Source organism: Brachybacterium nesterenkovii (genome assembly GCF_900163655.1).
GTDB classification, from domain to species: domain Bacteria; phylum Actinomycetota; class Actinomycetes; order Actinomycetales; family Dermabacteraceae; genus Brachybacterium; species Brachybacterium nesterenkovii.
This window is the reverse complement of record NZ_FWFG01000060.1, coordinates 1-26587: the sequence shown is the minus strand read 5'-3', so window position 1 is coordinate 26587 and position 26587 is coordinate 1. Positions and strand designations below refer to the sequence as shown.

The 26587-nt window shown below is 74.7% G+C and carries 25 protein-coding genes; 7 read left to right on the top strand and 18 right to left on the bottom strand.

All coding sequences use genetic code 11. The annotated features are described in order from the left end of the window. Nucleotides 1-165 precede the first annotated feature (165 nt). The 10 genes from FM110_RS06785 to FM110_RS06745 form a co-directional block, all read right to left on the bottom strand. Nucleotides 166-1473 carry a bifunctional o-acetylhomoserine/o-acetylserine sulfhydrylase gene (locus FM110_RS06785; protein WP_159457999.1) on the bottom strand — a complete coding sequence of 436 codons (1308 nt, stop codon included), beginning with the start codon at nucleotides 1471-1473 and terminating at the stop codon, nucleotides 166-168. Between the two features lie 111 nt (nucleotides 1474-1584). Continuing rightward, on the bottom strand, nucleotides 1585-2064 hold the full coding sequence (locus FM110_RS14835) for an ATP-binding cassette domain-containing protein (protein WP_327230519.1): 480 nt from the start codon (nucleotides 2062-2064) through the stop codon (nucleotides 1585-1587). Then, nucleotides 2061-3131, bottom strand: coding sequence for an ATP-binding cassette domain-containing protein (locus tag FM110_RS06780; protein WP_327230517.1), 1071 nt, complete (start codon nucleotides 3129-3131; stop codon nucleotides 2061-2063). Before FM110_RS06780 ends, FM110_RS14835 begins: the two co-directional genes overlap by 4 nt. A gap of 174 nt (nucleotides 3132-3305) precedes the next feature. Further along, nucleotides 3306-4181, bottom strand: a complete 876-nt coding sequence (locus FM110_RS06775) for a MurR/RpiR family transcriptional regulator (RefSeq protein ID WP_087103864.1) — start codon at nucleotides 4179-4181, stop codon at nucleotides 3306-3308. Then, nucleotides 4178-5128: an N-acetylmuramic acid 6-phosphate etherase gene (locus FM110_RS06770; protein WP_087103862.1), complete on the bottom strand. Its 951-nt coding sequence runs from the start codon at nucleotides 5126-5128 to the stop codon at nucleotides 4178-4180. Before FM110_RS06770 ends, FM110_RS06775 begins: the two co-directional genes overlap by 4 nt. Continuing rightward, nucleotides 5125-6384: an anhydro-N-acetylmuramic acid kinase gene (locus FM110_RS06765; protein ID WP_087103860.1), complete on the bottom strand. Its 1260-nt coding sequence runs from the start codon at nucleotides 6382-6384 to the stop codon at nucleotides 5125-5127. Before FM110_RS06765 ends, FM110_RS06770 begins: the two co-directional genes overlap by 4 nt. Continuing rightward, complete coding sequence (locus FM110_RS06760) at nucleotides 6381-7856, bottom strand: glycoside hydrolase family 3 N-terminal domain-containing protein (RefSeq protein ID WP_087103859.1); 1476 nt, start codon at nucleotides 7854-7856, stop codon at nucleotides 6381-6383. The genes FM110_RS06765 and FM110_RS06760 overlap by 4 nt, the downstream gene beginning before the upstream one ends. Before the next feature lie 7 nt (nucleotides 7857-7863). Beyond that, nucleotides 7864-8664, bottom strand: coding sequence for a carbohydrate ABC transporter permease (locus FM110_RS06755; RefSeq protein WP_234991994.1), 801 nt, complete (start codon nucleotides 8662-8664; stop codon nucleotides 7864-7866). A 65-nt stretch (nucleotides 8665-8729) separates the two neighbouring features. Next, on the bottom strand, nucleotides 8730-9710 hold the full coding sequence (locus tag FM110_RS06750; protein WP_087103857.1) for a carbohydrate ABC transporter permease: 981 nt from the start codon (nucleotides 9708-9710) through the stop codon (nucleotides 8730-8732). Next, the gene (locus FM110_RS06745) at nucleotides 9707-11014 is read right to left on the bottom strand and encodes an extracellular solute-binding protein (protein ID WP_087103855.1); all 1308 of its coding nucleotides are present in this window, start codon (nucleotides 11012-11014) and stop codon (nucleotides 9707-9709) included. Before FM110_RS06745 ends, FM110_RS06750 begins: the two co-directional genes overlap by 4 nt. Nucleotides 11015-11096: 82 nt before the next feature. Here FM110_RS06745 and FM110_RS06740 point away from each other — a divergent pair, with 82 nt between their 5' ends. From FM110_RS06740 to FM110_RS06715, 6 genes are all read left to right on the top strand, one after another. Next, on the top strand, nucleotides 11097-12083 hold the full coding sequence (locus FM110_RS06740; RefSeq protein ID WP_234991988.1) for an N-acetylglucosamine kinase: 987 nt from the start codon (nucleotides 11097-11099) through the stop codon (nucleotides 12081-12083). Nucleotides 12084-12091: 8 nt separating this feature from the next. After that, nucleotides 12092-12838 (top strand): DUF1345 domain-containing protein, encoded by a 747-nt coding sequence (locus tag FM110_RS06735; protein WP_159457998.1) that lies wholly within the window; start codon nucleotides 12092-12094, stop codon nucleotides 12836-12838. Between the two features lie 110 nt (nucleotides 12839-12948). Beyond that, nucleotides 12949-13140 carry an NAD(P)-binding protein gene (locus tag FM110_RS06730; RefSeq protein ID WP_087103851.1) on the top strand — a complete coding sequence of 64 codons (192 nt, stop codon included), beginning with the start codon at nucleotides 12949-12951 and terminating at the stop codon, nucleotides 13138-13140. A gap of 312 nt (nucleotides 13141-13452) precedes the next feature. Further along, entirely contained in the window at nucleotides 13453-14436 is a 984-nt protein-coding gene (locus FM110_RS06725; protein WP_087103849.1) for an L-lactate dehydrogenase, read from the top strand. Nucleotides 14437-14485: 49 nt separating this feature from the next. After that, complete coding sequence (locus tag FM110_RS06720) at nucleotides 14486-15430, top strand: N-acetylglucosamine kinase (protein ID WP_087103847.1); 945 nt, start codon at nucleotides 14486-14488, stop codon at nucleotides 15428-15430. Between the two features lie 97 nt (nucleotides 15431-15527). Next, complete coding sequence (locus tag FM110_RS06715) at nucleotides 15528-16967, top strand: flavin-containing monooxygenase (protein WP_087103845.1); 1440 nt, start codon at nucleotides 15528-15530, stop codon at nucleotides 16965-16967. Here the strand turns inward: FM110_RS06715 and FM110_RS06710 are convergent. From FM110_RS06710 to FM110_RS06675, 8 genes are all read right to left on the bottom strand, one after another. After that, nucleotides 16877-18694 carry a copper resistance D family protein gene (locus FM110_RS06710; protein WP_087103843.1) on the bottom strand — a complete coding sequence of 606 codons (1818 nt, stop codon included), beginning with the start codon at nucleotides 18692-18694 and terminating at the stop codon, nucleotides 16877-16879. The genes FM110_RS06715 and FM110_RS06710 overlap by 91 nt on opposite strands. Further along, nucleotides 18691-19083 (bottom strand): fluoride efflux transporter FluC, encoded by a 393-nt coding sequence (locus tag FM110_RS06705; RefSeq protein WP_087103841.1) that lies wholly within the window; start codon nucleotides 19081-19083, stop codon nucleotides 18691-18693. The genes FM110_RS06710 and FM110_RS06705 overlap by 4 nt, the downstream gene beginning before the upstream one ends. Next, complete coding sequence (locus tag FM110_RS06700; RefSeq protein ID WP_234991986.1) at nucleotides 19083-19601, bottom strand: fluoride efflux transporter FluC; 519 nt, start codon at nucleotides 19599-19601, stop codon at nucleotides 19083-19085. Before FM110_RS06700 ends, FM110_RS06705 begins: the two co-directional genes overlap by 1 nt. Nucleotides 19602-19635: 34 nt before the next feature. After that, nucleotides 19636-21051: a dihydrolipoamide acetyltransferase family protein gene (locus FM110_RS06695; RefSeq protein ID WP_087103837.1), complete on the bottom strand. Its 1416-nt coding sequence runs from the start codon at nucleotides 21049-21051 to the stop codon at nucleotides 19636-19638. Nucleotides 21052-21062: 11 nt separating this feature from the next. Next, nucleotides 21063-22046, bottom strand: coding sequence for an alpha-ketoacid dehydrogenase subunit beta (locus FM110_RS06690; protein ID WP_087103835.1), 984 nt, complete (start codon nucleotides 22044-22046; stop codon nucleotides 21063-21065). Next, complete coding sequence (locus tag FM110_RS06685) at nucleotides 22043-23200, bottom strand: thiamine pyrophosphate-dependent dehydrogenase E1 component subunit alpha (protein WP_407641033.1); 1158 nt, start codon at nucleotides 23198-23200, stop codon at nucleotides 22043-22045. Before FM110_RS06685 ends, FM110_RS06690 begins: the two co-directional genes overlap by 4 nt. A 15-nt stretch (nucleotides 23201-23215) precedes the next feature. Further along, nucleotides 23216-24145: a hypothetical protein gene (locus tag FM110_RS06680; RefSeq protein WP_087103833.1), complete on the bottom strand. Its 930-nt coding sequence runs from the start codon at nucleotides 24143-24145 to the stop codon at nucleotides 23216-23218. A gap of 72 nt (nucleotides 24146-24217) precedes the next feature. Further along, nucleotides 24218-25507 (bottom strand): MFS transporter, encoded by a 1290-nt coding sequence (locus tag FM110_RS06675; protein ID WP_234991984.1) that lies wholly within the window; start codon nucleotides 25505-25507, stop codon nucleotides 24218-24220. Between the two features lie 39 nt (nucleotides 25508-25546). Here FM110_RS06675 and FM110_RS06670 point away from each other — a divergent pair, with 39 nt between their 5' ends. Further along, entirely contained in the window at nucleotides 25547-26347 is an 801-nt protein-coding gene (locus FM110_RS06670) for a spermidine synthase (protein ID WP_087103831.1), read from the top strand. The last annotated feature ends 240 nt before the right edge of the window (nucleotides 26348-26587 follow it).

Sequence of the window (26587 nt, the reverse complement as noted above, 5' to 3'; positions counted from 1 at the left end):
GGTGTCGCCCCGCGCCGCCATCGCGCCGTCCCCGTGCCGCCCCCGCTCCACTACCGTGCCGTTCTGGTCACCTGTTGTCGTTATCCGCCCTCTATTCCGACAACAGATGACCAGAACGCGCTGAGGGAAGGGCGCGGGCCGGGCGGGCGCGGGGCTGCGCCGCTGTCAGGCGCCGATCGCCGCGAAGCCCCGGTCAAGGTCGGCGAGGATGTCGTCGATGTGCTCGAGCCCGACGGACAGGCGCACGAAGCCGGGGTCGACGCCCGCGGCGCGCTGCTCCTCCTCGCTGAGCTGGGAGTGGGTGGTCGAGGCGGGGTGGATGACGAGCGAGCGCACATCGCCGATGTTGGCGACGTTCGAGTGCAGCTCGAGGGCGTCGACGAAGGCGCGCCCGGCCTCGAGGCCGCCCGCGAGGGTGAAGCCGAGCACGGAGCCGGCGCCGTCGGGCAGGTACTGGACGGCGCGCTCGTGGAACGGGGAGTCCTCCAGCCCCGCCCACGCGACGGAGACGACCTCGAGGCGCCCCTGCAGGTGCTCGGCCACGCGCGCGGCGTTGGCGACGTGGCGCTCCATCCGCAGCGGCAGGGTCTCCAGGCCCTGCGCGATGAGGAAGGCGTTGAACGGGGACACGGCGGGCCCCAGGTCGCGAAGGAGCTGCACGCGGGCCTTGATCGCGAAGGGCGCCAGTCCCTCGGGCAGCTGCGTGTAGATCAGTCCGTTGTACGAGGGGTCGGGCTGGGTGAAGCCGGGGAAGCGGTCGGGGTCGGCGGCGAAGTCGAAGGTGCCCGCGTCGACGATCGCCCCCGCGATCGACGTGCCGTGCCCGCCCAGGAACTTGGTGGCCGAGTGGACGACCACGTCCGCGCCGTGCTCGATGGGGCGCAGCAGGATCGGGGTGGCGACCGTGTTGTCGACGATCAGCGGCACCCCGGCCTCGTGGGCGATGTCCGCGACCTCGCGGACGCGCAGGACGTCCTGACGGGGGTTGGGGATGGTCTCGGCGAAGAAGGCCTTGGTGGTGGGTCGGATCGCCGCGCGCCAGGAGTCGAGGTCGTCGGGGTCCTCGACGAAGACGGGCTCGATGCCCAGGCGCGCCAGGGTGTGCTTGAACAGGTTGAACGTGCCGCCGTACAGGCTCGGGGACACGACGATGCTGTCCCCCGCGCCGGCGACGTTGAGGATCGCCAGCGTGATCGCGCTCTGCCCGGAGGCCACCAGCAGGCCGGCGGCGCCGCCCTCGAGCGCGGCGATGCGGTCCTCGACCGCGGCCTGCGTGGGGTTGGTGATGCGGGTGTAGATGGGGCCGAGGTCGGCGAGCGCGAAGCGGTCCGCGGCGGTCTGGGCGTCCGGGAAGACGAACGACGTGGTCTGGTAGATCGGCAGGGCGCGGGCACCGGTCTCGGCGTCGGGGTGCTGGCCCGCATGGATCGCGAGGGTCTCCAGGTGCGGGCGGGGTGCGGTGCTCTCAGGCACGGGGTCCTCCACGGTCGGCGGGCGGGGTCGGGGCGACGCCCCCCACTGTCGCGGGCGGCGCGGGTCCGCGTCGACCACTGTGTCGCCGTGTGACGCGTCCGTCGCCGCCCCTCATCCCTCCTCGAGCGCGAGGGTCCTGCCCTGCCAGCGGCGCCGCAGCCAGCGGTCGTGGCTCGCGACGATCACGGTGCCCGGCCAGTGCTGGGTCGCGTCCTCGAGCCGCACCGCCAGGTCGAGCGCGAGGTGGTTGGTGGGCTCGTCGAGCACGAGCAGCTCGGGCGGATCGGCGAGGAGGGCGGCGAGGACCGCGCGGCGCACCTGCCCGCGGGAGAGCTCCCCCAGCGGCCGGTCGAGTTCGCGCGGGTGGATGAGCCCGAACAGCTCGGGCGCCTCGTCGCGGTCGTCGGGATCGCGACCGGCGGCGGCGAGCAGCAGAGAGCGCGCCGTCGCGCCGGGGTCGAGGGCCTCATCCTGGGCGAGATGGCCGATGCGCAGTGCCCCGGGGCGCTGGACGGTGCCCGCGTCCGGGGCGAGCGCGCCGGTGAGCACGGACAGCAGGGTCGACTTGCCGCTGCCGTTCGCCCCGGTCACCAGCAGCTTCTCCCCCGTCGAGACGGCGAGCGAGACCGGCGCGAGGCGCCCGGCGACGGCGACGCCGCTCGCCGCGAGCAGCACGCCCCCGCCCGGCCTCGCCGGGAGAGAGGGGATGCCGGTGAAGTGCAGCTCCGCGGGCGGCTTCCGGACCTGCTCGCGCTCGAGGGTCTCCAGGCGCCGCTGGGTGTCGCGCACGCGCCGCGAGACGACGGCGGCGTTGCGGTCGGAGTAGACCTTCTTGGCGCCGCGCGCCTCGGTGCGCGGCCCGCGGCCCTCGTGCCCGACCTGGTGGGACTCCTTCTCGACCTCCCGCAGGCGCGCGAGCTCCTCAGCTCGTCGCGGTGGCGCCGCTCCCAGCGCTCGCGGGCGTCCAGGCGCGCCAGGAGGTAGTCCGTGAAGGTGCCTGTGTAGGCGGTCGCCCCGGGCTCCGTGCCGACCGCGCTCTCGGCCAGATCGAGGTCCACCTGCGCGCGCGTGGCCTCGTCGAGGAAGGCGCGGTCATGGCTCGCGACCAGCACCGGGCCGGGGTGGTCCGCGAGCAGCCCCGCGAGGAAGCGCGCCCCCGCATCGTCGAGGTGGTTGGTGGGCTCGTCCAGCAGCAGGGTCGTCGGGCGCGTGAGGAGCAGGTGGCACAGGGCGAGGCGCTCGCGCTGGCCGCCGGAGATCCGCCCGAGCGGGCGCTCGCGCGGCAGGTCGCCGAGACCCAGCCCCGCGACGATCTCCTCCGCGCGGCGCGGCGCGTCCCACACATCGGCCGCGGTGGCGCGGGAGAGGAGCTCGTCGTAGTCGCGGGCCGCCGCCCGGGAGCCCGGCTCCTGGGCGAGCGCGGCGGCCGCGCGCGCGAGGTCGCCCTCGAGGCGCCGCGCATGGGCCAGGGCGTCGTCGAGCACACACCGGACGGTCGTGGCGGGCGGGAACGGGAGGTCCTGATGCAGCAGGCCCACGGGGCCGGGGGCCTCGATCGCGCCGCGGTCGGGGGCCTCCTCCCCCGCGATCAGGCGCAGGAGGGTGGACTTCCCGGAGCCGTTCTTGCCGAGGAGGCCGGTGGGCGTCCCCGCGGGCACGACGAGCGAGACGTCCGTGAGGACGGGGCGGGCGCCGTAGGCGTGGGAGACGCCGTCGACGCGCAGATGGAGGGAGGGGCGGGCATGGATCAGCTCCGAGAGGTCGCACGGGAGGGGCGGGGCCGGTCAGATCCACATGGCGACGACTGTAGCGCGGCGGGCGCCGGCGCGCCCTCACCCCACCCGGCGGTGCTCGACGGCCGCGCGCGTGCGGGCCAGGGCGTCGCGCCCGAGGTCCGGGAGCTGCTGGGCGACGGCCACGAGCACGCAGTCGACGACGGTGAGCTGCGCGATCCTGGAGGCGGTGGCCCCGGAGCGGAACGCGGACTCGTGCGCGGCGGTCATCAGGATGCGCCAGACGCTGCCGGCGAGCGGGCTCGCGGGGGCGCTCGTGATCGCGACGGCGCGCGCGCCGGCCTCGCGCGCGATGCTCAGCGCGTCGATCACGTCGGCCGTGCGCCCCGAGTGGGACAGCCCGATCGCGACATCCCCCGCGCGCAGCAGCGCCGCCGCGGGCAGGCCCGCGTGCGGGTCGACGTGCACGGTGGCCGCGAGCCCGATACGCGCGAGCTTGCTCTGCAGGTCGGCGGCGGCCAGTCCCGACGCGCCCGCGCCGAACAGCGCGATCCGGCCCGCGGCGGCGATCGCGGCGGCCACATCGGCCAGCGCCGCGAGGTCGAGCCCCTCGGCGGTCTCCTGCACGGCGCGGGTGTCGGCCGCGGCGATCTTGCCGACCACCGCCGCGAGCTCGTCGTCCGGGTCGATGTCGCCCGCGTAGGCGCCGTCGCCCTCGCGCTCCCGCGCGACCGCCGTCTCCTCCGCCAGGCGCATGCGGAATTCGCGGTACCCGCCGTAGTCGAGCTCGTGGGACAGGCGCACCACCGTCGCCTCGGAGCAGTCGGAGGCGCGCGCGAGGTCCCCGATGGTCATGCCGCTGGCCGCCCGCGGATCCGCGAGCACCGTCTCGGCGACCCGGCGCAGCGCCGGCCCGAGATCGGCCTGGCGCCCGCGCAGGCGCACGGTGGCGGACGCCCCACCGTCCCCGCTCACCGCAGGGACTCCGCGGCCGAGCGGATGCCGGCAGGGTCGCCGGTGCGTGCGGGGTCGGGGGCGAAGCGGTCGGCGGCCGCTCGGGCCCGCTCCACGTCCGTCCCGGCCAGGAGCGCGACGAGCGCGACGCGCACGCTCCCGTCGGCGGCCTCGAGCACGTCGGCCGCGCGCGCGGCCGCGGCCCCCGTGGCCTGCACGAGCATCCGCACGGTGCGCGCGACGAGCTTGGCGTTGGTGGGGCGCACGTCGATCATCAGGTTCGAGTAGGTCTTGCCCAGGCGCACCATCGTGGCCGTGGACAGCGCGTTCAGGGTGAGCTTCTGGGCGGTGGCCGCCTTCATGCGCGTCGAGCCGGTGACCACCTCGGGGCCCACGTCCAGCAGGATCGCCTCGTCCGCGAGCGGCGCCAGGGCCGCGTGGACGTTCGCCGCGACCAGGGCCGTGGCCAGGCCCCGCTCGCGGGCCCGCCGCAGCGCTCCCCCCACGAACGGGGTGCGCCCGCTGGCCGCGAGGCCGATCACCACGTCGCGCTCCCCGCATGCGGCATCGATGAGATCGGCCCCGGCCCGCTCGTCGTCCTCGGCGCCCTCGACGGCCCGCATCATCGCCGCATCGCCCCCGGCCAGGTGCGCCGTGACCATGTCCGGGGTCGCGCTGTAGGTGGGGACCAGCTCGACCGCGTCCAGCACGCCCAGGCGGCCCGAGGTGCCCGCCCCGACGTAGTGGACGGTCCCGCCCGCGGCGATCGCCGCGACGCACACCTCCACGAGCCGCGCGATGTGGGCCGTGCGGGCCTGCACGGCGGCGGCGACGCGCGCGTCCTCACCCAGGATCGTCGCGACCAGGTCCGGGGAGTCGAGGGTGTCGAGCTCGAGGCTGCGCGGGTTGCGCTCCTCCGTCGTCGAGCGCAGGTCGATGAGGTCTCGCCAGGCGGCGCCGGTGGTCATGAGGTCTCCTCGGAGGGCAGGGGCGGCAGCAGGAGCCGACGGACCGGTCCCCGGTGGGGCAAGGATGGCAGTGCGAGGCCGCCCGCAGGGGGCGGGGTCCATGATCCGAGGACGACGGGGCGGCGCGCACCCGTGACGGCGCTCCCGTCGGCCCGCGCGAGCACCCCGGGCAGGCCGTGCGCGGACATCGCCCCGATGAGGGCCATGAGCACCGCCTCCTTGGCATCGGCCGGCAGCCCGGCGCTCTCGGGACCGGAGAGGGGCAGGGGGTCCAGCAGCTCGGCGAGGCGGGCGCGAAGCACGGGGTTGCGCATCCCGCCGCCGGAGCCGACGACGCGCCGCAGCCCGCGGCCCCGACCGAGGTCGGCGACCGCCCGGGCGATCGTGCGGGCCGTGAGCTCGACGAGCGTGGCCAGCAGGTCCTCGAGCGGGGGATCGGCGCGCTGCGTCAGGCCTGCCCGGGCCGCGCACCGGTCGACGTGGTCGGCGTCGAAGTGCTCGCGGCCCGTCGAGCGCGGGAAGGCCCGGGCGTAGAAGGGGTCCGCGAGCAGGGCCGCGAGGAGCTCCTCGTCGATGGTGCCGCGCGCGGCGAGGCGCCCGTCGACATCCACGTGCTCGCGCCCGCCGCTCGCGCGCAGCACGGCCGCATCCAGCAGGGCGTTGCCCGGCCCGGTGTCCCCCGCGACCACCTCGCCCGCGCCGACGATCGAGCAGTTCGCGATCCCGCCGATGTTCAGGACGGCCGAGGGCTCATCGCCCAGCAGCAGCTCGTCGAGCAGCGGGACGAGCGGCGCGCCCTGCCCGCCCGCGGCGATGTCGGCGGAGCGCACGTCGGAGAGGACGGGCAGGCCGGTCGCGGCGGCCACCGCGGCGGGATCGCCGACCTGGAGCGTGCCCCAGGCGCGGCCGTCCTCGACGCCGTGGAAGAGGGTCTGGCCCGGCGAGACGACGAGGTCGGCGCGCTCCCCGGACGCCCCGAGCGCGGAGCGCGCGGCCCGCGCGAAGGCCCGGCCGGTCAGAGCGTGCAGGCGGCACCAGGTGCCCGCGTCCGCGGAGGCCGGGGGCAGGGCCGCGAGGATCTCGCGCCGCAGCCCCGGGTCCCACGGCTGCTCGCCCGTCGCGAGGATCTCGCCCCGCAGCACCGCGGGGTCGGCGCCGTCGCGGGTGAAGCGCACGAGCGCGGTGTCGATCGCATCCACGCTGGTCCCGGACATGAGGCCGAGCACGGTGAGGGACCCGTCGGCGCCGCCGCTCATCGCCCCGTCCCGCGGATCATCGCGTCCAGCGCGGCCCCGAGCATGGCCGGGCCGTGGCCGAGCGCGAGCACCACGCGGTCACCCCGGGGGGCCGCACCGGGCACGCCGACGTGGACGACGACCGCGTCGGGCCGCCGGGCCAGCACCTCGGCGAGGACGCGCCCCTCCTCGGCGTCGGCCCGGGGAAGACGCGTCACGACCAGCACCGTGTCCGCGTCGGCCACGTCCCCCGGATCGTGCGCCTCGTCGGCGTCGTAGCCGCGCTCGCGCAGCTGCTCGACCAGCACGCTGCGCCGGGCGCCGGAGGCGTGGTCGCGGCGCACCCGGGCATCGACGACCCGCACGCACGGCCCCACGAGCCGCGCGCACCCCACGTCCACGGCCCGCGCGGCGGCCTCTCGGCCGACGTCCGTCAGGCGCGCGAGCGCCTCCTCGAGCCGCGGGGCGGGCACGCTCCGTCGACGGGCGCGCAGGGCGGCGGCCCGATCCGCCGTCTCCGCGGCGCGCTCCCGCAGGGCCGCGCGATCCAGCCGCCCGGCCTCCACCGCGGCGAGGATCGCGTCGTGGGCCTCCGCGAGCATCTCCTGCTCGTCCCGGCGGATCGAGGTGCCCAGGCACAGGAGGTGGGCCCCCGCCTCGACGGCGCGCACCACGGCCTCGGCGAAGCCCGGGTCCTCGGCGACCGCCGCCATGTCGAGGGCGTCGGTCACGACGAGGCCCCGGAAGCCCCAGTCCCCCGCGACGCGGTCGAGCAGGGGGCGGGACCAGGGCGCGATGCTCGCGGGGCCCTCGCCGAGGGCGGGCACGAGCACGTGGGCGGTCATGACGGCGTCCAGCCACGGGGCGAGCGCCCACGGGGCCAGGTGGTCGCGCGCGAGCTCCACGACGGGCAGGTCGATCGCGGGCAGGGCGGTGTGGGAGTCCACGTGGGTCGCTCCGTGGCCCGGGAAGTGCTTGCCGCAGGAGCCGACGCCGGCCTCCCGCAGGCCGATCGCGAGGGCGCGCGCGTGCCGGGTCACCCGATCGGGCTCGTCGCCGAAGGCGCGCGTGCCGATGACGGGGTTGCGCGGGTCGGCCGAGACGTCGAGGACCGGGGCGAGGTCGAGGTCGACGTCGCACGCGGCGAGGACGTCCCCGAGCGCGCGGGCCGCGCGGCGCGTGAGGTCGGTGTCGTCGACCGCGCCCAGCGCCCAGGCCGTGGGCAGGACGGATCCGGTCGCCGCCTGCAGGCGCGTGACGTCCCCGCCCTCCTCGTCGATCGTGACCAGGGCGCCCGGGGCGGCCTCGTGCACCGACCGCGCGAGGTCTCGGCAGGCGGCGGGATCCGGCGTGTTGTACCCGAAGAGAATCACGCCGCCGAGGCCCGCCTCGAGCGGTCCGCGCAGCCAGGCGGGCACCTCGGTGCCGGTGAAGGAGGCCAGCAGCACCCCGAGCGCGTCGGGGTCCCAGCGCCGGTCGTCGGCGGGGCTCACGGTGCCGTCATCCCTTGACGGCGCCCGCGGTGACGCCCGCGGCCAGGTTCCGCTGGACGAGCACGAAGAACACGACCACCGGCAGCGCGATGACGGTCGAGGCCGCCATGATGGCGCCCCAGTCCGCTGTGTTCTGTGTGAAGAAGGTCCGCAGGCCCACGCCGACGGTGTACTTGCCGGAGTCCTGCATGAACGTCAGCGCGAAGATGAACTCGTTCCAGGCCGTGATGAAGGAGAACACCGAGGTCGCCACGAGCCCGGGCGCCACGAGCGGCAGCAGCACCGAGCGGAACATCCGGAACCAGGACGCCCCGTCGACGTAGGCGGCCTCCTCCAGCTCGCGCGGGACCGCGGCGACGAAGCCGCGCAGGTTCCAGATCGCGAACGGGAGGGAGAAGGCCAGGTACACGATGACCAGGCCCAGCAGCGAGTTGAGCATGTGCAGCGAGCGGGCCTGCAGGAACAGCGGGATCACGAGCGCCTCGAGGGGCACCATCTGCACCAGCAGCACCAGGATCAGCACCGCGGTGCGCAGGCGGAACCGGAAGCGGGCCACCGCCACGGCCGCCAGCAGCGCGATCGCGCCGCTGATGAGCACGGTGGAGACCGCGACGATCACCGAGATCCGCACGTAGCGCAGGAACCCCGCGTCGACCAGCACCGTGCGGAAGTGGTCGAGGGTGAAGCCCGAGGGCAGCAGCGAGGCGCCCCGCGAGAGCGGGTTCGGGTCGATCGCCGTGGTCAGCATCCACAGGAAGGGGAACAGGGCCGCGACCAGGAGGACGACGACGCCGACGGCGCGGGCCAGGCGGCCGCGGCGACGGCGCGCCGAGCGCGGGCGCGCGACGGGCGCGCGATCCGTGAGGGACTGGCTCACAGCTCGTCCTCCTTCAGCAGGAAGCGGATGTAGACCACCGAGATCAGCAGCAGGACGAGGGTCAGCAGCACCGCGATGGTCGAGCCCATGCCGTACTCGCCCTGGGAGAAGGACTCGGTGTAGGACCACACGCCCAGGTTCATCACGGAGCGGTTGGCGCCGTCGCCCCCGGGCATCAGGTAGATCTGCGTGAACACCTTGAAGTCCCAGATCGTCGACAGGATGATGCACACCGCGAAGATGGGCCGCAGCGCCGGGACCGTGACCGACACGAAGCGGCGCCAGGGTCCCGCGCCGTCCATCTCGGCGGCCTCGTAGAGCTCGCGCGGGACCGTCATCAGCCCGGCGAGCACCGTCACCGCGACGAACGGGAAGCCGTGGTAGACCACGTTGATGGTCGCGATCGCGTAGAACGCCAGGCGGCTGGTGAACCAGTTGAAGGACCCGGGCTCGAGGACCCCGGCGGATCCGAGCGCGCTCGCGACCAGGCCGTTGAGCGGGTCGAACAGCCACACGAAGACGTAGGTGCCGGTCAGCGCCGGCACGGCCCACGCGACCATGATCGCGGTGGTGCACACCCCGCGCCACAGCGGGGACAGCGCGTTCAGGAACACAGCGACGGCGGTCCCGACGACCATCGTCAGCACCACGCAGACGATCGCGAAGCCGACGGTGTTGGGCAGAACGGTGGTCCACAGGAACGGGTCCGACAGCACGTGGACGTAGTTGTCCAGGCCCACGTAGTTCGACTCGCCCCGGATCAGGTTCTTCAGCTCGTAGTCCTGCAGCGAGAGGTTCAGGACCCGCAGGAGCGGGAGCAGCAGGAGGACCGTGAGGACGATCAGGGCGGGAGCCAGCAGCAGCCAGGGCGCGCCGGCGCGCCGCAGCCGCCGCCCGGCGGGGACGGTGCGCCGCGGACGCGGCGCACCGCCCCCGCGCGCTCCCTGTCCGAGGGAAGGGGGCACGGCGGTGCTCATGCGGAGAACAGCTGGTCCATCTCGGTGGCCGCGGTCTTGGCCGCGTCCGCCGCGGGGGTGCCCCCGAGGATGGACGAGGTGAGGGTCGACATCGTCTTCTTGCCCTCGATCTTGCCCCAGGCGGGGGTGACGGGGACGGTGGTGCCGCCCTCGGACATCTGCTGCGCGAAGACCTTGGTGAGCTCGTCGCCCTGGGAGACGACCTCGTCGAAGGCCTTCTGCTCACCGGGGAAGAAGTTGGTCTCCGTGGCCCAGCGGGTGGCCAGATCGCCGGTGGCCATGAGCTTGATGAGCTCGAAGGCCAGCTCCGGCTCCTCGGAGTCCTCGAAGCGGCACAGGTGGGAGCCGCCCAGGAACGAGGGGGCCAGGGCGGAGTTCTTGGCGGGGATCGTGAACGCGACCAAGCGCTCGTACAGCTCGGGATCGTCCGCCTTGATGGTGGCCGGGACCCACGAGCCGGTGATGAACATGGCGGTCTGGCCCTGCTGGAAGGACTTCAGCGAGTCGGTCTCCTTCCAGGTGTTCGCGGCGGCGCTCGAGGAGTCGTGCTTGAGCGCGAGGTCCGTGTACCAGGTCAGTCCCTCGACCGCGGGCGCCTCCGCGATGGCGGCCTTCCACGTGCCGCCCTCCTCGGTCGCGATCTTCCCGCCCGCTCCCCACACGAAGGGGAGCATGGAGAACAGGCTCGCGCCGGCGATCGGGAAGGGCAGGAGATCGGGCTTGGCCTGCTTGATGGTGGTGATCATCGCGAGCAGCTCGTCCCAGCTCTGGGGCTGGCTGTTGACGCCCGCGGCGTCCAGGATCGCGCTGTCGGCGAGGATCGAGCGGACGCCCGCGTACCAGGGCATGCCGTACATCTTGCCGTCGAGGGTCCCGGCCTCGACGAGCCCCTTGATGAGGCCGTCCTGGAGCCCGGCCTCCTTGATCTCGGCGCTCAGGTCGGACAGGCCGCCCGCGTCGGCGAACTCGGGGGTCCAGGTGGTGCCCACCTCGGCCACGTCGGGGCCCGTGCCGCCGCTCATCGCGGTCACGAACTTGTCGTGGGCGCCGTCCCATGGCTGGACCTGCACGTCGAGCGTGGCGCCGGTCTTGGCGGTGAACGCCTCCTTGAGCGCCGCGACGTACTCGTCGGTCTTGGCGTTGGTGCCCTGCATGATCCACAGGGTGACGGTCTTGCCGGCGTTGGCCTCGGTGTCGGTGGGGTCGGAGCTCCCGGAGCCGCCGGAGCAGGCGCCGAGGGCGAGGGCTGCGGTGCCTGCCGCGCCTGCCGCGCCTGCGGTCAGGATCTGACGTCGTGCGATCATAGGGGCTCCTCCGGAGGACGCGATGAATGTAACTTCCAAGCAGATGTGATGTGAGTGAAGTTACCACCATGAGAGGCGCCTTGTGAACGAGAGCACACACAACGGGCTCCCCGCACGGCCCGACGCGCCCGCCGAACGGCAGGCCAGGGCCAGCCTGCTGCTCGCCGCCGACGTGGGCGGGACCTCCGCGCGGATCGCCGTCGGCGGTGCCGGCGCCCTGCCGCCCGCGGTGACCGGGCCCGGGGCCAACATCCGCTCGAGCGGTCCCGCGGCGCTCGCGGCGCTGGTCCCCACGATCGAGCGCGCCCTGGACGGCCGGCCCGGGTGCGACGTCCGCCGCGCCGTCCTCGGCATCTCCGGGGCCGGTCCCGCCCGCCGCGCCGAGATCGCCGCCACCGTCACCACCCTGCTCGCGCCGCTGGGGATCGATGCCGGGCGCATCGACGTGCTGGACGACCTGACCGCGGCGTTCCTCGCGGGGGGCGTCGGGCCCGACGGGGTGCTGCTGCTGGCGGGGACGGGCGCGGTCGCCGCGCGCTTCACCGGCGGCGAGCTCGTCGCGCGGACCGACGGCATGGGATGGCTGCTGGGCGACATCGGGTCGGGGGTCTGGATCGGCCGGAAGGTGCTCGAGGCCGTCGCCGCCGACGTCGACGGGCGTCGTCCCCGCACCGCGCTCACCGAGCTCGTCGGCGAGGCCCTGGGGATCGACCTGCGCGACGGCACGCGCTCGGGCACGGGGGACGTGCGCCAGGACCTGATCCGCGCCGTCGATCCCCTCGCCCCGGCCGACTGGGGCCGCCTGGCCCCCCTGCCGGGCCGTGCCCTGCCGGATCCCGCTGCCCGCCGGATCCTCGACCGCGCCGCGCGCGCCCTCGCCGCGGACGTGCAGCGCCTGGACCCCGGCGCGGAGCTGCCCGTCGTGCTCGCCGGCTCAGTGCTCACGAGCGAGGGCCCCCTCCGCGAGGAGCTCACCACGGGGCTCGACGCCGCCGGCCATCCCGCCCTCGCGGTCGCTGGCTCCGGCCTGCCCGGCGCGTGGCGGCTCGCGATCGACGGTGCCCGATGAGCGCCCGCGTGCCCGCGCCGCGACGGCCCCCTCCCCCGAGCGGGGCGGCGCGGCTCCTCCTGCGGGAGCCGTGGCGCCAGACCCTCGCGATCGTCATCGCCTTCGCCGTCACGATCCCGGTGACCGCCGTGTCCCCGTCCCTGAACTGGATGACGGCTGCGGACCCCGCGGCCCGGCTCCCCCTGGCCATCGTCCTGCTGGTCCTGGCGATGTCCCTCTACTCGGCGGCCTTCGCGGTGCTGACCCACCTGGTGCTGCGCCGCCTCGACCGGCCCTCGCTGCTCGCCGCCGCGCGGCTGAGCCGAGCGCGGCAGTCCTCGCGCCTGCTGCGGTGGCTGGGGATGCGCTCCACGACCGGGGCCGAGTCCCTCCAGCTGCTGATCAGCGCGTGCGCCATGGTGTACGTCCTGCAGACCCGCCCCGCCCACGTCCCCGTCGAGTACCTGCTGGGCGTTACCGTCCTCGTGCTCGTCACCGCATGGATGAGCTGCGCGGTCGGCTACGCGGTCGACTACGCCGCCCACGACTGCCACGGCGAGGCCTTCCGCCTGGACGGCGAGGAGGACCCCTCCCGGCGCGCCTACGAGGAGTACCTGTACATCGCGGTCCTCGTGCAGACCTCCTCGGCGTCAGCGGACTTCGCGCCGCTCACGCGCGAGGCGCGGCGCACGCTGCGCGGGCAGTCGGTCCTCGCGCACGTCATGGCGACCGTCGTCGTCGCGGTGGGGGCGAGCGCGATCTTCGCCGCCCTGTGAGCCCGGGACGTCCGGGCGCGTCGCCGACCGGGCGGCCCGACGGGAGCGCCCGTCCTCCCGCGCGCCCGTAGGATGAGCGGGTCCGCGATCCCAGCCCGGAAGGCGCCTCGATGTCCGTTCAGCACGACGACTCGATCCCCACGCGCGAGAAGGTCCTCGTCATCGGTGCGGGTCCCGCGGGCCTCGCGGCCGCCGCCGCGCTGCGGGCCGTCGGCCTGCCCTTCGACCTCGTCGACGGCGCCGAGCACGTCGGCGGCGTGTGGAGCGGCGCGTCCGGGAAGACGAACGAGGTGGTCTGGTAGATCGGCAGGGCGCGGGCACCGGTCTCGGCGTCGGGGTGCTGGCCCGCATGGATCGCGAGGGTCTCCAGGTGCGGGCGCGGTGCGATGTTCTCAGGCACGGAGTCCTCCTCGGTCGGCGGGCGGGGTCGGGGCGACGCCCCCCACTGTCGCGGGCGGCGCGGGTCCGCGTCGACCACTGTGTCGCCGTGTGACGCGTCACCGGGAGCCCCACGGCCCGACGGCGCCCCGAGGAACCGCGGCGCGTCCGATCCCCGATGGCTCGCCCGTCACAGCCCCCTTCACATGCCGCCGCGGCCGGGAGAGCATCGGGGCATGACCGCTTCACCTGTGCACCGGAACGCCGTCCCCGCCGCCGGATCCAAGCTCGCCGTGATCGGCGCGGGCGCCGTCGGCTCCTCGGTCGCCTACGCGGCGCTGCTGCGAGGCAGCGCGCGGACGATCGCGCTGTACGACCTCAAGAAGGAGAAGGTCGAGGCGGAGGTCCTCGACCTCGCCCACGGCTCCCCGCTCGCCTCGGGCGCACGGATCATCGGCGGGGACGACATCACGTGCGTCCAGGGCGCCGACGTCGTCGTCATCACGGCCGGGGCCGCGCAGAGGCCCGGGCAGACGCGCCTCGACCTGGCCGGGACGAACGTGTCGATCCTCCGCTCGCTCATGCCGCAGCTGCTCGAGCAGGCGCCCGATGCCGTGTACGTGCTGGTCACCAACCCGTGCGACGTGCTGACCGTCGCGGCTCTGGGCATCTCGGGACTGCCCGCCGGGCGGGTCTTCGCCTCGGGCACCGTGCTGGACACCTCGCGCCTGCGCAACCTGCTGTCCTGGATGACGGGCGTCTCCGCGCGGTCGATCCACGCCACGATCGCCGGCGAGCACGGCGACAGCGAGTTCGGGCTGTGGTCCTCGGCGACGGTGGGCGGGGTCCCGCTGCGCGAGTGCCGCGGGGCCGACGGCACGCTGTCGTTCACCGATGCGGCGCTCGACGACCTGGGCCACCAGGTGGCCGAGGCTGCCTACACCGTGATCCAGGGCAAGGGCGCCACGAACCTCGCCGTCGGCGTAAGCGCAGCCCGGATCGTGGAGGCCGTGCTGACCGATGAGCACGCCGTCCTGCCCGTCTCCTCCCTGCTCGACGGGTACCAGGGGATCTCGGGCGTGGCCATGTCGATCCCCTCGGTGGTGGGCCGTCAGGGCGTGATCCGGCGCCTCGACGTGCCGATGGACGAGCGCGAGCAGGCGCGCCTGCACGCCTCGGCCGATGCCCTGCGCGCGGTGCAGGAGAGCCTGGGGATCTGAGTCCTCGGGCCACGCTCCGGCCCGACCGGCCTCGTGCCAGGATGGAGCCGTGAGCGACACCGCCGTCCCGTCCGATCTGATCCTCGCCGCCGACATCGGCGCCTCCGCATCGCACCTGGCGATCGGCCCGGCGGGCGCGCTCCCCGCCCCGGTCGACGGCCCCGGGGCCGAGGTCCGCAGCGACGAGCGCGATGCGCTGGCATCCCTGACGGCCACCGTGCGCACCGCTCTCGCCTCTCGCCCCGCCGAGCGGATCGAGCGCGCGGTCCTCGCCGTCTCCGGGGCGCATCCCGCCCGGCGCCCCGCCGTCCTGGACGCGGCCTGCGAGGCGCTCGCGCCGCTGGGCGTCCTCCCGCGGGCCGTCACTGTGATCGACGACCTCACCGCCGCCTTCCTGACCGCCGACGTCGGCGGCGACGGCGTGCTGCTCCGCTCCGGCACCGGCGCGGTCGCCGCCCGCTTCCGCGCCGGCCAGCTCGTCGAGAGGGTCGACGGGATGGGCTGGCTGCTGGGCGATATCGGCTCGGCCGTGTGGATCGGCCGCCAGGTGCTCCAGGCCGTCGCCGCGGACATCGACGGCCGTCGGCCCCGCACCGCCCTCACCGAGCTGCTGGGCGACGTGCTGGGCCTCGAGCTGCGCGACGGCATCGACACCCCCACGGGGGACGCCCGCCGGGATCTGATCCGCGCCCTCGACCCGCTGACGCCGACCCAATGGGGCCGCTTCGCCCCGCTGCCCGGGATGGCCCTGCCCGATCCCGTGGCCCGGAAGATCCTGGATCGCGCGGTCCGGGCGCTGGCGCATGACGTGCAGCGCCTCGACCCCGAGGCCGAGCTGCCCGTGGTCCTCGCCGGTTCCGTCCTGACCACCGCGGGGCCCTTGCACGACGAGCTCATGACCGGCCTGGACGCCGCCGGGCACCCGCGCCTGGAGATCGCGGCCTCCGGTCTCGCGGGGGCGTGGGAGATCGCGATGCGCGGCGGGGTGCGGTGACGACCGCCCGGTCGGCCCCGTCTCCCCCGCGCCCAGCCCGTGCCCGCCGCTCGCCCGTAGGATGACGTCGTCCGCGATCCCCTCCGGAAGGCGCTCCATGTCCGCTCACCCCGACGACCAGGTCTCCACGCGCGAGAAGGTGCTCGTGATCGGGGCCGGTCCCGCCGGGCTCGCCGCCGCGGCCGCCCTGCAGGCCGTGGGGCTGCCCTTCGACCTGGTGGACTCCCGCAGCCACGTCGGCGGCATCTGGAGCGGCGCCGACGACACCCCGGTCTGGGACGCGATGACGCCCGTGTCCTCCAAGGACATGATGCAGTTCGAGGACCTGCTGATGCCGGCCTCGTTCCCGGCCTTCCCCTCCCCCGAGGAGCTGAGCAAGTACCTGCGGGCCTATGCCGCGCGCCATCGGCTGACCGAGCGCTTCCACCCGGGCACGACGGTGCGCCGCGCCACCCCCTTCGAGCCGGGCGTGTGGCAGGTGGAGATGTCCGACGGGCAGATCTGCGTCTACCGCGCCGTGATCGCCGCGACCGGCATGGCCTCCCGCCCCCACCTGCCCTCCTGGGCGCTCGACCGCCGCCTGGGCGAGCGCGTCGAGCTCATGCACGCCTCCGACTGGCGCGGACCCGAGGGCCTCGAGGGCCGCACCGTCCTGGTGGTCGGCTCGGGCCAGAGCGCCGCGGACATCGCCGTCGACGCCTCGAGCCGCGCGCTCGAGGTGCGCTGGTCGATGCGCACGGGACACTGGGTCGTGCCGCGCACGATCGCCGGCACCCCCGGGGACGTCGCCGCCTCCCGCGAGCCCGCCCTGCTGGGCCCCCTGAACGCGAAGATCGCCGAGACCGTCGTGCGCCGCACGATGGGCGATACGGAGAAGCTCGGGATGCCCGCCCCGGAGGCGCCGCTGCTCGAGGACCGCGTGATCGTCTCCGACGATGTGCTCGCGCGGATCCGCGAGGGCCGCATCACCCCGTGCGCGGACGTCGAGTCCCTCGCCGACGATGGCACAGTGCGCCTGGCGGACGGCGCCACCTGGAAGCCGACCGTGATCGTGCTGGCCACCGGCTACGAGGACGGCACCGGGGCGATCGCCGACGAGGCCTTCCCGCGGACCTCGGCCGGTGTCCCCGACCTGTTCCTCGGCGCCTTCCCGCGCGGTCGCGATGACCTGGTGGTGCTCGGTCAGGTGCGCGTCGCGGGCGGAATCTGGCCCCTCCTCGCCCAGCAGGCCGATGTGGCGGCGCTGTTCCTGCGCGCCGCCGCCGACGACGACCCGGCGGCCGAGCAGTTCCGCCGCGTGCGCCGCGGGGCCGACGCCTCGGTGCCCCTGCGACGGCCCTCTGCCTCTCGCGGCACGGGGCTGAAGGGCCGCCTGGCCGACGGCCTCGAGCGCCTGCAGGGCACGGCGCGCCGCACGGCCGCCCCGGTCCCGGTGGCCGAGCCCGGTCAGCTGCCCTTCGCGGACCGCGAGGACCTCATGGCGCGGCTGCGGACGGTGCGCTCGCTGTTCGAGGCGGACCCGACGCCCCGCGACTGACGCGCGGACAGGGCCGCGGCCGCGACGGTCCACACGACGGCGATCGCGAGCAGCGCCCAGCCGCTGCGGCGCTGGTCGGCGAGCGCGTCGAGGAGCCACGTGCGCCCGGTCGCCCCGAACCAGGACGGCACGAGCAGGCGCGAGCCGAGGGCCAGCTGCAGCGCGGCGAGGACGAGCACGACCCCGGTGGCGGGCGCGGCCGCCCGCGAGTCGCGCACGGCGGCGCCGAGCGCGACGCCGAGCACCATCGCGCCGAGAATGAGCACGAGGTGGGGCACGTGGGCCTCGAGCGCGAGGCGCAGCACGGTCGGCGACGCGTAGGCGAGCACGATCATCCCCGGCGCGGCGAACCCGAGCACGGGCGCGACCCAGCGCGGGGCGCGCGCGGGCAGGCGCACGTCGAAGGCGGCGGCGAGCAGGGGCCCGACCACGAGCAGAAGCAGGGCATGCTGGAGGACGTGCGCGGAGACCAGCACCTTGCCGTAGACGGCCAGCGGCCCGCACTGCACGGCCAGCAGCGCGATGACGGCGGCGAGCAGGAACCGGGTCGCTCGAGCGTCGCGGCGCGGCGCCGTCGGCCACCACCAGGCCAGCACGAGCACCGCGGCGGCGGCGAGGGCGAAGGCATCGGGCCGCCAGGCCGCGGCGATGCCTCCGAGCGTCGGGGCGGGCGGCAGCGGGTAGCCGGTGAGGAGGAACGCGGGCTCGGTGGACTGCGGGGCGGAGTCGGCGGGCGGGGGCGAGCTGCTCAACGCGGCCGCGAGGGCCACGGCCAGGCCCATGAGCGCGAGCTCGAGGATCGCCAGGCGCCGGTGCACGGCCCCGTCGAAACCCCCGCCGGGCGCCGCGGCGTCGGCCAGCAGGCGCCGCTGCAGCTGGCCCGCGGCCCCCAGCAGCACCAGCAGCACCGTCTTGAGCGCGGCGATCTGCACATAGGCGCTCGTGAGCAGGTCCCCGGGGCCGTTCATGCGCGCTGAGAGCGCCCAGACGCCGCTCGCGAGGATCGCGACCCAGCACACGAGCGCGAGGCGCGAATAGCGGCGCACCACGCCTGCTGCGTCCCGGTCGTGACCGGGCAGCAGCTGCAGGACGGCGAGGCCGCCGATCCACACCCCGACCGCCAGCAGGTGCACGAGCATCGTCGTCGTGGCGGTCTCGTGGTCGGCATTGCCGGAGGCGTGACCGGTCATCGCCTTGGCGAGGATGCTGCACCCCGCGCAGAGGGCGAGCGCCCGGGCGCCCCAGGGGCCGGTCGCCCCGACGGCGACGACGGTCGCGGCGGCGGCCAGGACCAGGCTCGCGAGCATCCACAGGCCCAGCTCGGTGCCGAGGTACACGGGCAGGTCGGAGCCGAAGGAGCCGGAGCCGATGGGCTGGCCCGTCGCGACGGCGTAGGAGGTCAGCAGGAGCGCGAGCTGGGCGAGCGTCCACACGACCGAGGCGACGGCGACGGCGCGCAGCGCGACCGCGCGGTCCTCGCCGCGGCGCACCACCCAGCCGGCGACGGCCGCACCGCCGAGGACGAGGGCGCCGGCGAGATCCGCGACGAGGGCCGCGACGGGCGCGCCGTCGCGGGCGAGCGGGCCCGCGCTCGCGAGGATCGCCTCGGCGGGGCCGGCGGCCGTGCGGGCGGCGAGCACGGACAGCACGGCGAGCACCACCGCCGTCGCGGCGACGGCACCGGGGACGAGCCGCGGTGCGCGGGAGGTCGAGGGACGTCCCGTCACGCGGCGAGCACCAGGCCCAGCCACAGGGCGACCATCCCCGAGCCGGCGCTCAGGAGGATGTAGCCCAGGGCGATGACGGTGCCGCCGCCGCGGACGAGGGCGACGACCTCGAGGGCGAGGGTCGACAGCGTCGACAGCCCCCCGCAGAACCCGGTCGCCAGCAGCAGGTAGGCGGTGCGGCCCGCCCCGCCGGCGCTCGCCCCGAACCAGGTGACGATCACGCCCAGGGCGAAGCAGGCCAGGATGTTGGCCGCGAAGGTGGCCCACGGCACGCTGAGCCCTTCGCGGCGGGGCCCACGGACGGCCCACAGGTGCGCGAGGCCCCAGCGGGCGGTGCTTCCGGCGGCGCCGCCGACGGCGACGGCGAGCAGTCCGAGGATCGCGGCCATCAGCTCCTCTTCCCCAGGATGCGCCCGGCCAGCAGGCCGACGACGAGCGCGAGCAGGGCGAGGACGGCGGAGCCCAGGCCGTACTCGAGGGCGATGAGGGGGAAGTCGGCGCCGATCATCGCCGACACCTGCAGCACGAGCGTGGACATCGTCGTGAAGCCGCCGCACAGCCCGGTCGCCAGGAAGGGGCGCGCCCAGGCGGGGGCGCGCCCGCCGCTCTCGAGGTAGCCCGCGATGACCCCCATGAGGAGGCAGCCGAGCACGTTGGCGGTCCAGGTGGACCACGGGATGTCGACGAGGGTGGGGGTGGCGATGGTGGGCGCGGCGAGCTCGAGGAGGTAGCGCAGCGTGGCGCCGAGGGCTCCGCCCGCGGCGACGAGCAGAGCCGTCTCGCGCGTGGACGGGCCGGGGCGCACGGAGGTGAGGATCTCGTGGTCCTCGAGGTCCCCGGAGACGGCGGCCATCTCCACGGTGTGCATCCGCGGGTCGTCGCGGCGCGGGAGGGGGGCGGTGGTCACCCCACCAGGGTACGTGCCGAGCGCGGCCGCGCGGTCAGCCCCACACGAGGCCCATCTCCGGGTGCTCGAGCACCTGGGAGACGTCCCGCAGCAGCTCGGAGCCGAGCGCGCCGTCGATGAGGCGGTGGTCGAAGCTCAGGGCCAGCTGGGCGACCTTCCGCGGCACGATCTGCCCGTCGACGATCCACGGCTTCTCCTTGACGGCGCCCATCCCCAGGATCACGGACTCGCCGGGATTGAGGATCGGGGTGCCGGAGTCGATGCCGAAGACCCCGAAGTTGGTGATGGTGATGGTGCCCTCGCGGGTCGCGCCGAGCGGGGTGCGGCCGGCGCGGGCGGTGCGGGCGAGGTCGCTGATCGCCTCGGCGAGCTCGCGCAGCGTGAGCAGGTGGGCGTCCTTGATGTTGGGGACGATGAGCCCGCGCGGGGTGGCCGCGGCGATGCCGAGGTTCACGAAGTGCTTGTAGACGATCTCCTGTGCCTCCTCGTCCCAGGAGGCGTTGACCTCGGGGTTGCGGCGGATCGCGACGAGGAGCGCCTTGGCGACGACCGCGAGCGGGGAGACGTGCACGTCCTTCCACTCGCGCGAGGCCTTCAGGCGCGCGACGAGGTCCATCGTCGCGGTCATGTCGATCTCGTTGAACACGGTGACGTGGGGCGCGGTGAAGGCGGAGGAGACCATCGCCTCGGCGGTGCGCTTGCGGACCGAGCGGATCGGGACGCGCGTGGTGCGCTCATCGCTGGTGACGCCGGGGAAGGCCTGGTCGCGGGTCGACTTCATCGACGCGCCGAGGTCCGCGGGGGCCTGCGGGGACTCGTCGGGGAAGTACTCGCCGGCCGGGGCGGGGGCGGCGCTCGTGCCCGAGATCGCGCGCTGCTGGGCGGCCATGACGTCCTCGCGGGTGACGGTGCCGCCGGGGCCGGTGGCCAGGACGTCGGCCAGGGCGATGCCGAGGTCGCGGGCGAGCTTGCGCACGGGCGGCTTGGCGAGCACGCGGTCGAGCGGGACCTGCTGCTCGTCGCTCTCCTGGGCGGTGTGGCGGCGGCGCCGGCGGGCGGCGGCCGGGCGGGAGCCGTAGCCCACGAGGTTCTTGGGCTCGTCGTCCTGCTTCGGGGCGGCGGGCTGCTCCTCGGTCGCCTCGACCGGGGCGGGGGCGACTTCGGCGGCGGCTTCGCGCGCGGAGGGGTCGGGCTCCGGCGCCCCGCCGTCGGTGTCGATGTCGATCAGCGCAGCCCCGACCTCGACCTCGTCGCCGACGGCCACGTGGACGGCCACGACGGTGCCGCCGACATGGCTGGGCAGCTCGACGGCGGACTTCGCGGTCTCGACCTCGCAGATCATCTGGTTGATGGCGACGGTGTCGCCGACGGCCACCTTGAGGTCGGTGATCTCGGCCTCGGTGAGGCCCTCGCCGGGGTCGGTGAGGCGGACGGTCACGATCGTGGTCATGCGGGGCTCCTTCAGGCGTCGAGGACGCGGTCGACGGCGTCGAGCACGCGGTCGAGATCGGGCAGGTACGCCTCCTCCATCCGCGCGGGCGGGTAGGGCGTGTGGAAGCCGCCGACGCGCAGCACGGGCGCCTCGAGGCTGTAGAAGCAGCTCTCGGTCACGCGGGCGGCGATCTCGCCGCCGATGCCGCCGAAGACGGGGGCCTCGTGGACGATCACGAGGCGGCCGGTGCGCTGCACCGAGGCGGTGATCGTGTCGATGTCCAGCGGTGAGATGGAGCGCAGGTCGATGACCTCGAGCTCGGTGCCGTCCTCGGCGGCGGTGGCGGCGGCCTCGAGGGCCAGCGGCACGGACGGGCCCCAGGCGAGGAGGGTCGCGTCGGTGCCCTCGCGGGCGATCGCGGCGTCGTGCAGGCCCAGCTCGGGGCGGCGCTCGGTGTCGACGTCGCCCTTCATCCAGTAGCGGCGCTTGGGCTCGAGCATGATGATCGGGTCCTCGGACTCGATCGCCTGACGGGTCATCCAGTAGGCGTCCTGCGCGGTCGACGGGGCGACGACGCGCAGGCCCGCGGTGTGGGCGAACAGCGCCTCGGGGCTCTCGGAGTGGTGCTCGACGGCGCCGATCCCGCCGCCGTGGGGGATCCGGATCACCAGCGGCATGTTCACGCGCCCGCCGGTGCGGTAGTGCATCTTGGCGACCTGCGTGGTGATCTGGTTGAACGCCGGGAACACGAAGCCGTCGAACTGGATCTCGACGACGGGCCGGTAGCCGCGGAAGCACAGGCCCACCGCGGTGCCGACGATCGCCGCCTCCGCGAGGGGGGTGTCGACCACGCGCTGGGCGCCGAACTCGGCCTGCAGGCCGTCGGTGACGCGGAAGACGCCGCCCAGGACGCCGATGTCCTCGCCCATGAGCAGCACGTGGTCGTCGGCGCGCAGGGCGTCGCGCAGGCCCTGGGTGATGGCCCGGGCGATGGGCAGCTGCATCGTGCTCATCGCACGCCCTCCTGGTCCTGGGCCTCGTCCTCGAACTGCGCCAGATAGTCGTCGTACGCCGCGCGCTCCTCGGCGACGAGGGGGTGGGGCTCGGCATAGACGTGCTCGAACAGCTCGCGCGGATCCGGGTCGGGCATCGCGTGGATGTGGTGGTGCAGGCGCATCGCCAGCTCGTGGCCCTCCTCGTCGCACGCGGTGGTGAAGGCCTCGTCGATCTCGTCGCTCTGCGCGAGGTGCAGGCGGAGGCGGGCGATCGGGTCCTTCGCGGCCCATTCCTCCTCCTCGGCGCGGGGACGGTAGCGGGTGGGGTCGTCGCTCGTGGTGTGCGCGGCCATGCGGTAGGTGAGGGCCTCGATGAAGCGGGGCCCCTCCCCCGCGCGCGCCGCGTCCAGCGCGATGCGTCCGACGGCGAGGCAGGCCAGCACGTCGTTGCCGTCGACGCGGACGGAGGGGATGCCCCAGCCGCGGGAGCGCTGGGCCAGCGGCACGCGGGACTGCACCGAGGTGGGCACGGAGATGGCCCACTGGTTGTTCTGCGTGTAGAAGACGACGGGCGCCTGGAAGCTGGCGGCGAAGGTGAAGGACTCGGAGACCTCGCCCTCCGAGGAGGTGCCATCGCCGAAGAGGGCGAGCACCGCGGTGTCGGTCTCGACATCGCCCGTACCCACGGCCCCGTCCCGCTGGATGCCCATCGCGTAGCCGACCGCATGGGGGGTCTGGGCGCCGAGCACGATCATGTACGGGTGGGTGCGCAGCTCATGCGGATCCCAGCCGCAGTGGGAGATGCCGCGGAACATCTCGAGCAGCGTCATCGGCTCGATGCCGCGGGCCCAGGCGACGCCGTGCTCGCGGTAGGTGGGGACGAAGTAGTCCTGGGGGCGCGAGGCGTGGCCGATGCCGATCTGCGCGCCCTCCTGGCCGAGCGCGCTCGCCCACAAGCCCAGCTGGCCCTGGCGCTGCAGGGCGGTGGCCTCGAGGTCGGCGGCTCGGATCATGACCATGTCGCGGTAGAAGCCGCGCAGGTCCTCTCCGGTCAGGTGCGCGAGGACGGGGTCGAGCTCGTCGTGCGGCGTGCGCGTGCCGTCGGGGGCGAGGAGCTGGACCATCGGCTCGTCCTGCGGCGGGGCGGGGATGGTGGTGCGGAAGACGCTCACCCGGCAGAGCCTAACCTACGGTTCCGTAACCACGGAAGGTGACGTGCGCCGCAGCACCCGGGACCGGCGCACGGCCAGGACGGTCTCGAGCGCGAGGGCCAGCAGGAGGACGACGAGGACGACGCCGGCGACGAGGACCATCTGCCGCTGCTGCGCGATCCCGGCGGCGGTCACGGCCGGACTCATCGCGTTCGCCGCCGCCATCACGGTCGCCACCCCCGCTGCGCCCACGACAGGCGCGAGGACGATCGCCGAGGCGAGCGGGCGCTCGAACCGCACGCGCTCCCGCGACTCGGCGCGCGGACCGGCCACGAGGCGCACGATGAGCGCCGCGAGCAGGACCGGGACGGCGATCCCTCCGACCGCGATCAGGAGGAGCGCCAGGATCATCCCGATGGTGGCCGCCCCCTCCGCGTCGACCGTCGGCGAGGGCTCGGAGCTCAGGTAGCCCGGCCCCGCGTACAGGCCCTCGACGCTGCAGGCCACCGAGTATGTGCCCGGACCGACGGTGCGGTACTTCTCGATGTCGTAGTACTCGTGGCCGTCGATCACCGGGGATCGCATCGGCTCGGGCCCGACCTCCTCGAGCGCCTGCCCGTCGGGCCCCTCGACGATGCACGTCCCCTGCGGCGACCCCTGACCGGACACGATCGCGTCCGCGTCGTAGTAGATCGCCAGGACGCTCTGCTCCTCGATCACGACCTCGGTGGGGCCGTGGGCCATCGGGAAGTCCGCGGCCTCGGCTCGGAAGCCGTCGTAGGGCATGTCGTCCGAGGCCGCCGTCATCGCCGCCCCGGCGATCCCGGCGCCGAGCAGAAGACCGAGCGCTCCGACGACCAGCAGCCGCAGGCCGATCCGCACGAGCCGTCGGCTCCAGGACGCGCGATGCCCCGGAGCGGACTCTCCCTGCGCGTGCCCTGCCTGGTCCAGCTCCCCCTGCTGCATGCGGCCTCCACGATGTCGTCGTCGGCGATCGTCGGTCGTGCTCAGTGCAAGCCTAGACGAGCTCTATCGCGATCACAGCCGCCGCCACCGCCCGGAGCGCCAGACCTCGCCCCAGCTGGGCACGGTCTGCCCGGCCTCGGCCATGCGGCGGCGCAGCCGCGCGCGGGACTCGAGCAGCAGCGCCGTCGCGATCACCTGCACCGGCAGCATGAGCGCGAGTGCCCAGCGGAAGGACGCGAGGTCGTAGTCGCCCGCGGGCCGCAGGACGTCCAGCACCAGACCGATCCCGAAGGTGCACGCGAGGCCGAGCGTGAAGCCGCCCATGATGACGATCCCGGTCGCGGTGCCCAGGCGGTGGAATGCGAGGTGGGAGCGGGTGAAGTCGAAGCCGACCGACGAGGCGGGGCCGCCCACCCCCATGCCCGCGACCATCGCCGTGAGCAGCCACAGCGGTGCGGGCCCGGGCCACAGCACCACGGCCAGCAGCGGCACGAACGTCGCGGCCACCACCAGCAGCAGCACATTGGAGCGGCGCAGCGGGTGGCGCTGGCTGACCATGCCCATGAGCGGGCCGGAGATCATTGTGGAGATCACCAGCACCGTCATGAGCGTGGAGGCGATGGGCACGGGCAGCCCCTCCCCAGCGGTCAGGTACGGGAAGCCCCACATGAGGGCGAAGACGATGCCGGGGAAGCCCGCGACGCCGTGGGCCCAGAAGCCCAGCTGGGTCGCGGGGTGGCGGGCGATCCGCGCGATGATCACGGGGATCCGCCGCACGTCGTGGCGCGGCGCGGAGCGCCGGGTGCCCGGCGGGGTCGCGCGGACGACGAGGGCGACGAGCACGGCGACCGCACCGCCGATCGCGGAGGCCGTGGTGAAGGCCGCGGTCCAGCCGGCCGCGCCGAGCAGGGCCACGAAGGGGATGGCCGAGAGCACCTGGCCGATCTGGCCGATCATGCCGGTCAGCTGCGTCATGATCGGCGCGCGCTCGTGCGGGAACCAGGCCGGGACGAGGCGGACGGCGCTGCCGAAGGTCAGGGCGTCGCCTGCGCCGACGACCACGCGCGCGGCGATCGCCGTGCCGACGGCGTCGGTGTGGGCGATCGCGAGCTGGCCGAGCGCCATGAGGACGGCGCCTGCGGTGAGGGTGACGCGGGCGCCGTAGCGGTCCAGGAGCACCCCGGCCGGGATCTGCGCGAGGGCGTAGACGAGCAGCTGGACCACCACGAAGGTGGAGACGACGGAGGCGGGGGCGCCGAAGCGGACGGCCGCCTCGAGACCGGAGACGCCCAGGCTGGTGCGCTGGAGGACGGCGATGATGTAGGCGAGCACGCCGGTCCCCCACACGATGTATGCCCTCACGGAAGGAAGGATATCGACGCCCTCCGTCACACTGACCCCATGACCTCCCTCGCCGCCCGTGCCCGCCTCGTCCCCGATGAGATCGCCGGGACCGTCCTCGAGATCGACGGGCGCCCGCAGTCCCATGTGGACCTCGCGGATCCGACGCATATCCGCTACGAGTACCTGCGGCGGATCGCCACCGTGCTGGACACGCTCGCGCCGGAGGGCGAGCCGATCACGGCCCTGCACCTGGGAGCGGGGGCGCTCACCCTGCCGCGGTACGTGCAGGCGACGCGCCCCGGCTCGCGGCAGCTCGCCGTGGAGATCGACCCGGAGCTGCCGGGCCTCGTGCTCGACGCGCTGCCGCTGCCCGCGGGCATGGATCTGGAGGTGGTGATCGGCGATGCCCGCGAGGAGCTCGCGGCGATGACCGCGGCCGACGGGCGCCCCGCGCGCGTCGACGCGATCGTCCTGGACGTGTTCTCCGGCGCGGACTCCCCCGCCCATCTGGCCTGCGAGGACTTCTACGCCGAGGCCCTCGCCCACCTCACGGAGGGCGGCGCGCTGCTCGTGAACGTCGGCGACGATCCGCCCCTGGGGTTCTGGGCCGATCAGGCCCTGGCGCTCCTCGACGCGGCCGACGCGGCCGGCTGCCCCGGCGCGTGGACCCTGACGGACCGGACGATGCTGGAGCTCGAGTCCGAGGGGAATCTCGTGCTCACGGCCGGTCCGGGCCTGTCGACGGACCGGGACCGCGCCGAGGCGAGCATCGAGCGCTGGCTCGCCGCGGGCCCGCACCCGGCGGCCGTCCTCGACCCCGAGGAGACCGAGGACCTCGCCCAGACGATCCTGGGCTGACGGTCCTGGGCTGACGGCATCGGGCCCGGGGTGTACCCTCGTCGCCATGCGCATGCGACAGCAGTGGTGGACCGCCTGAGGGCGGTCATTCCTCGCGTGCACTGACACCGGAGCCGCCCGTCCACCGGGCGGCTTCTTCCCTGTCGGTCCCCGGTGACAGAACCCACCAGGAGGACCCCATGACCACCACCCCCGCCGACGCCGCCCTCCGTGAGGTGGGCGAGGGCCTCGGCGTAGAAG

What these genes read in the sequence shown, in the direction of transcription:
- FM110_RS06770 (WP_087103862.1), bottom strand. Translation starts at nt 5,128, where the DNA reads ATGACCACCGGCGCCGCCTGGCGAGACCTCATCGACCTGCGCTCGACG.
- FM110_RS06765 (WP_087103860.1), bottom strand. Translation starts at nt 6,384, where the DNA reads ATGAGCGGCGGCGCCGACGGGTCCCTCACCGTGCTCGGCCTCATGTCC.
- FM110_RS06750 (WP_087103857.1), bottom strand. Translation starts at nt 9,710, where the DNA reads ATGAGCACCGCCGTGCCCCCTTCCCTCGGACAGGGAGCGCGCGGGGGC.
- FM110_RS06745 (WP_087103855.1), bottom strand. Translation starts at nt 11,014, where the DNA reads ATGATCGCACGACGTCAGATCCTGACCGCAGGCGCGGCAGGCGCGGCA.
- FM110_RS06730 (WP_087103851.1), top strand. Translation starts at nt 12,949, where the DNA reads ATGTCCGTTCAGCACGACGACTCGATCCCCACGCGCGAGAAGGTCCTC.
- FM110_RS06725 (WP_087103849.1), top strand. Translation starts at nt 13,453, where the DNA reads ATGACCGCTTCACCTGTGCACCGGAACGCCGTCCCCGCCGCCGGATCC.
- FM110_RS06715 (WP_087103845.1), top strand. Translation starts at nt 15,528, where the DNA reads ATGTCCGCTCACCCCGACGACCAGGTCTCCACGCGCGAGAAGGTGCTC.
- FM110_RS06705 (WP_087103841.1), bottom strand. Translation starts at nt 19,083, where the DNA reads ATGGCCGCGATCCTCGGACTGCTCGCCGTCGCCGTCGGCGGCGCCGCC.
- FM110_RS06695 (WP_087103837.1), bottom strand. Translation starts at nt 21,051, where the DNA reads ATGACCACGATCGTGACCGTCCGCCTCACCGACCCCGGCGAGGGCCTC.
- FM110_RS06690 (WP_087103835.1), bottom strand. Translation starts at nt 22,046, where the DNA reads ATGAGCACGATGCAGCTGCCCATCGCCCGGGCCATCACCCAGGGCCTG.
- FM110_RS06680 (WP_087103833.1), bottom strand. Translation starts at nt 24,145, where the DNA reads ATGCAGCAGGGGGAGCTGGACCAGGCAGGGCACGCGCAGGGAGAGTCC.
- FM110_RS06670 (WP_087103831.1), top strand. Translation starts at nt 25,547, where the DNA reads ATGACCTCCCTCGCCGCCCGTGCCCGCCTCGTCCCCGATGAGATCGCC.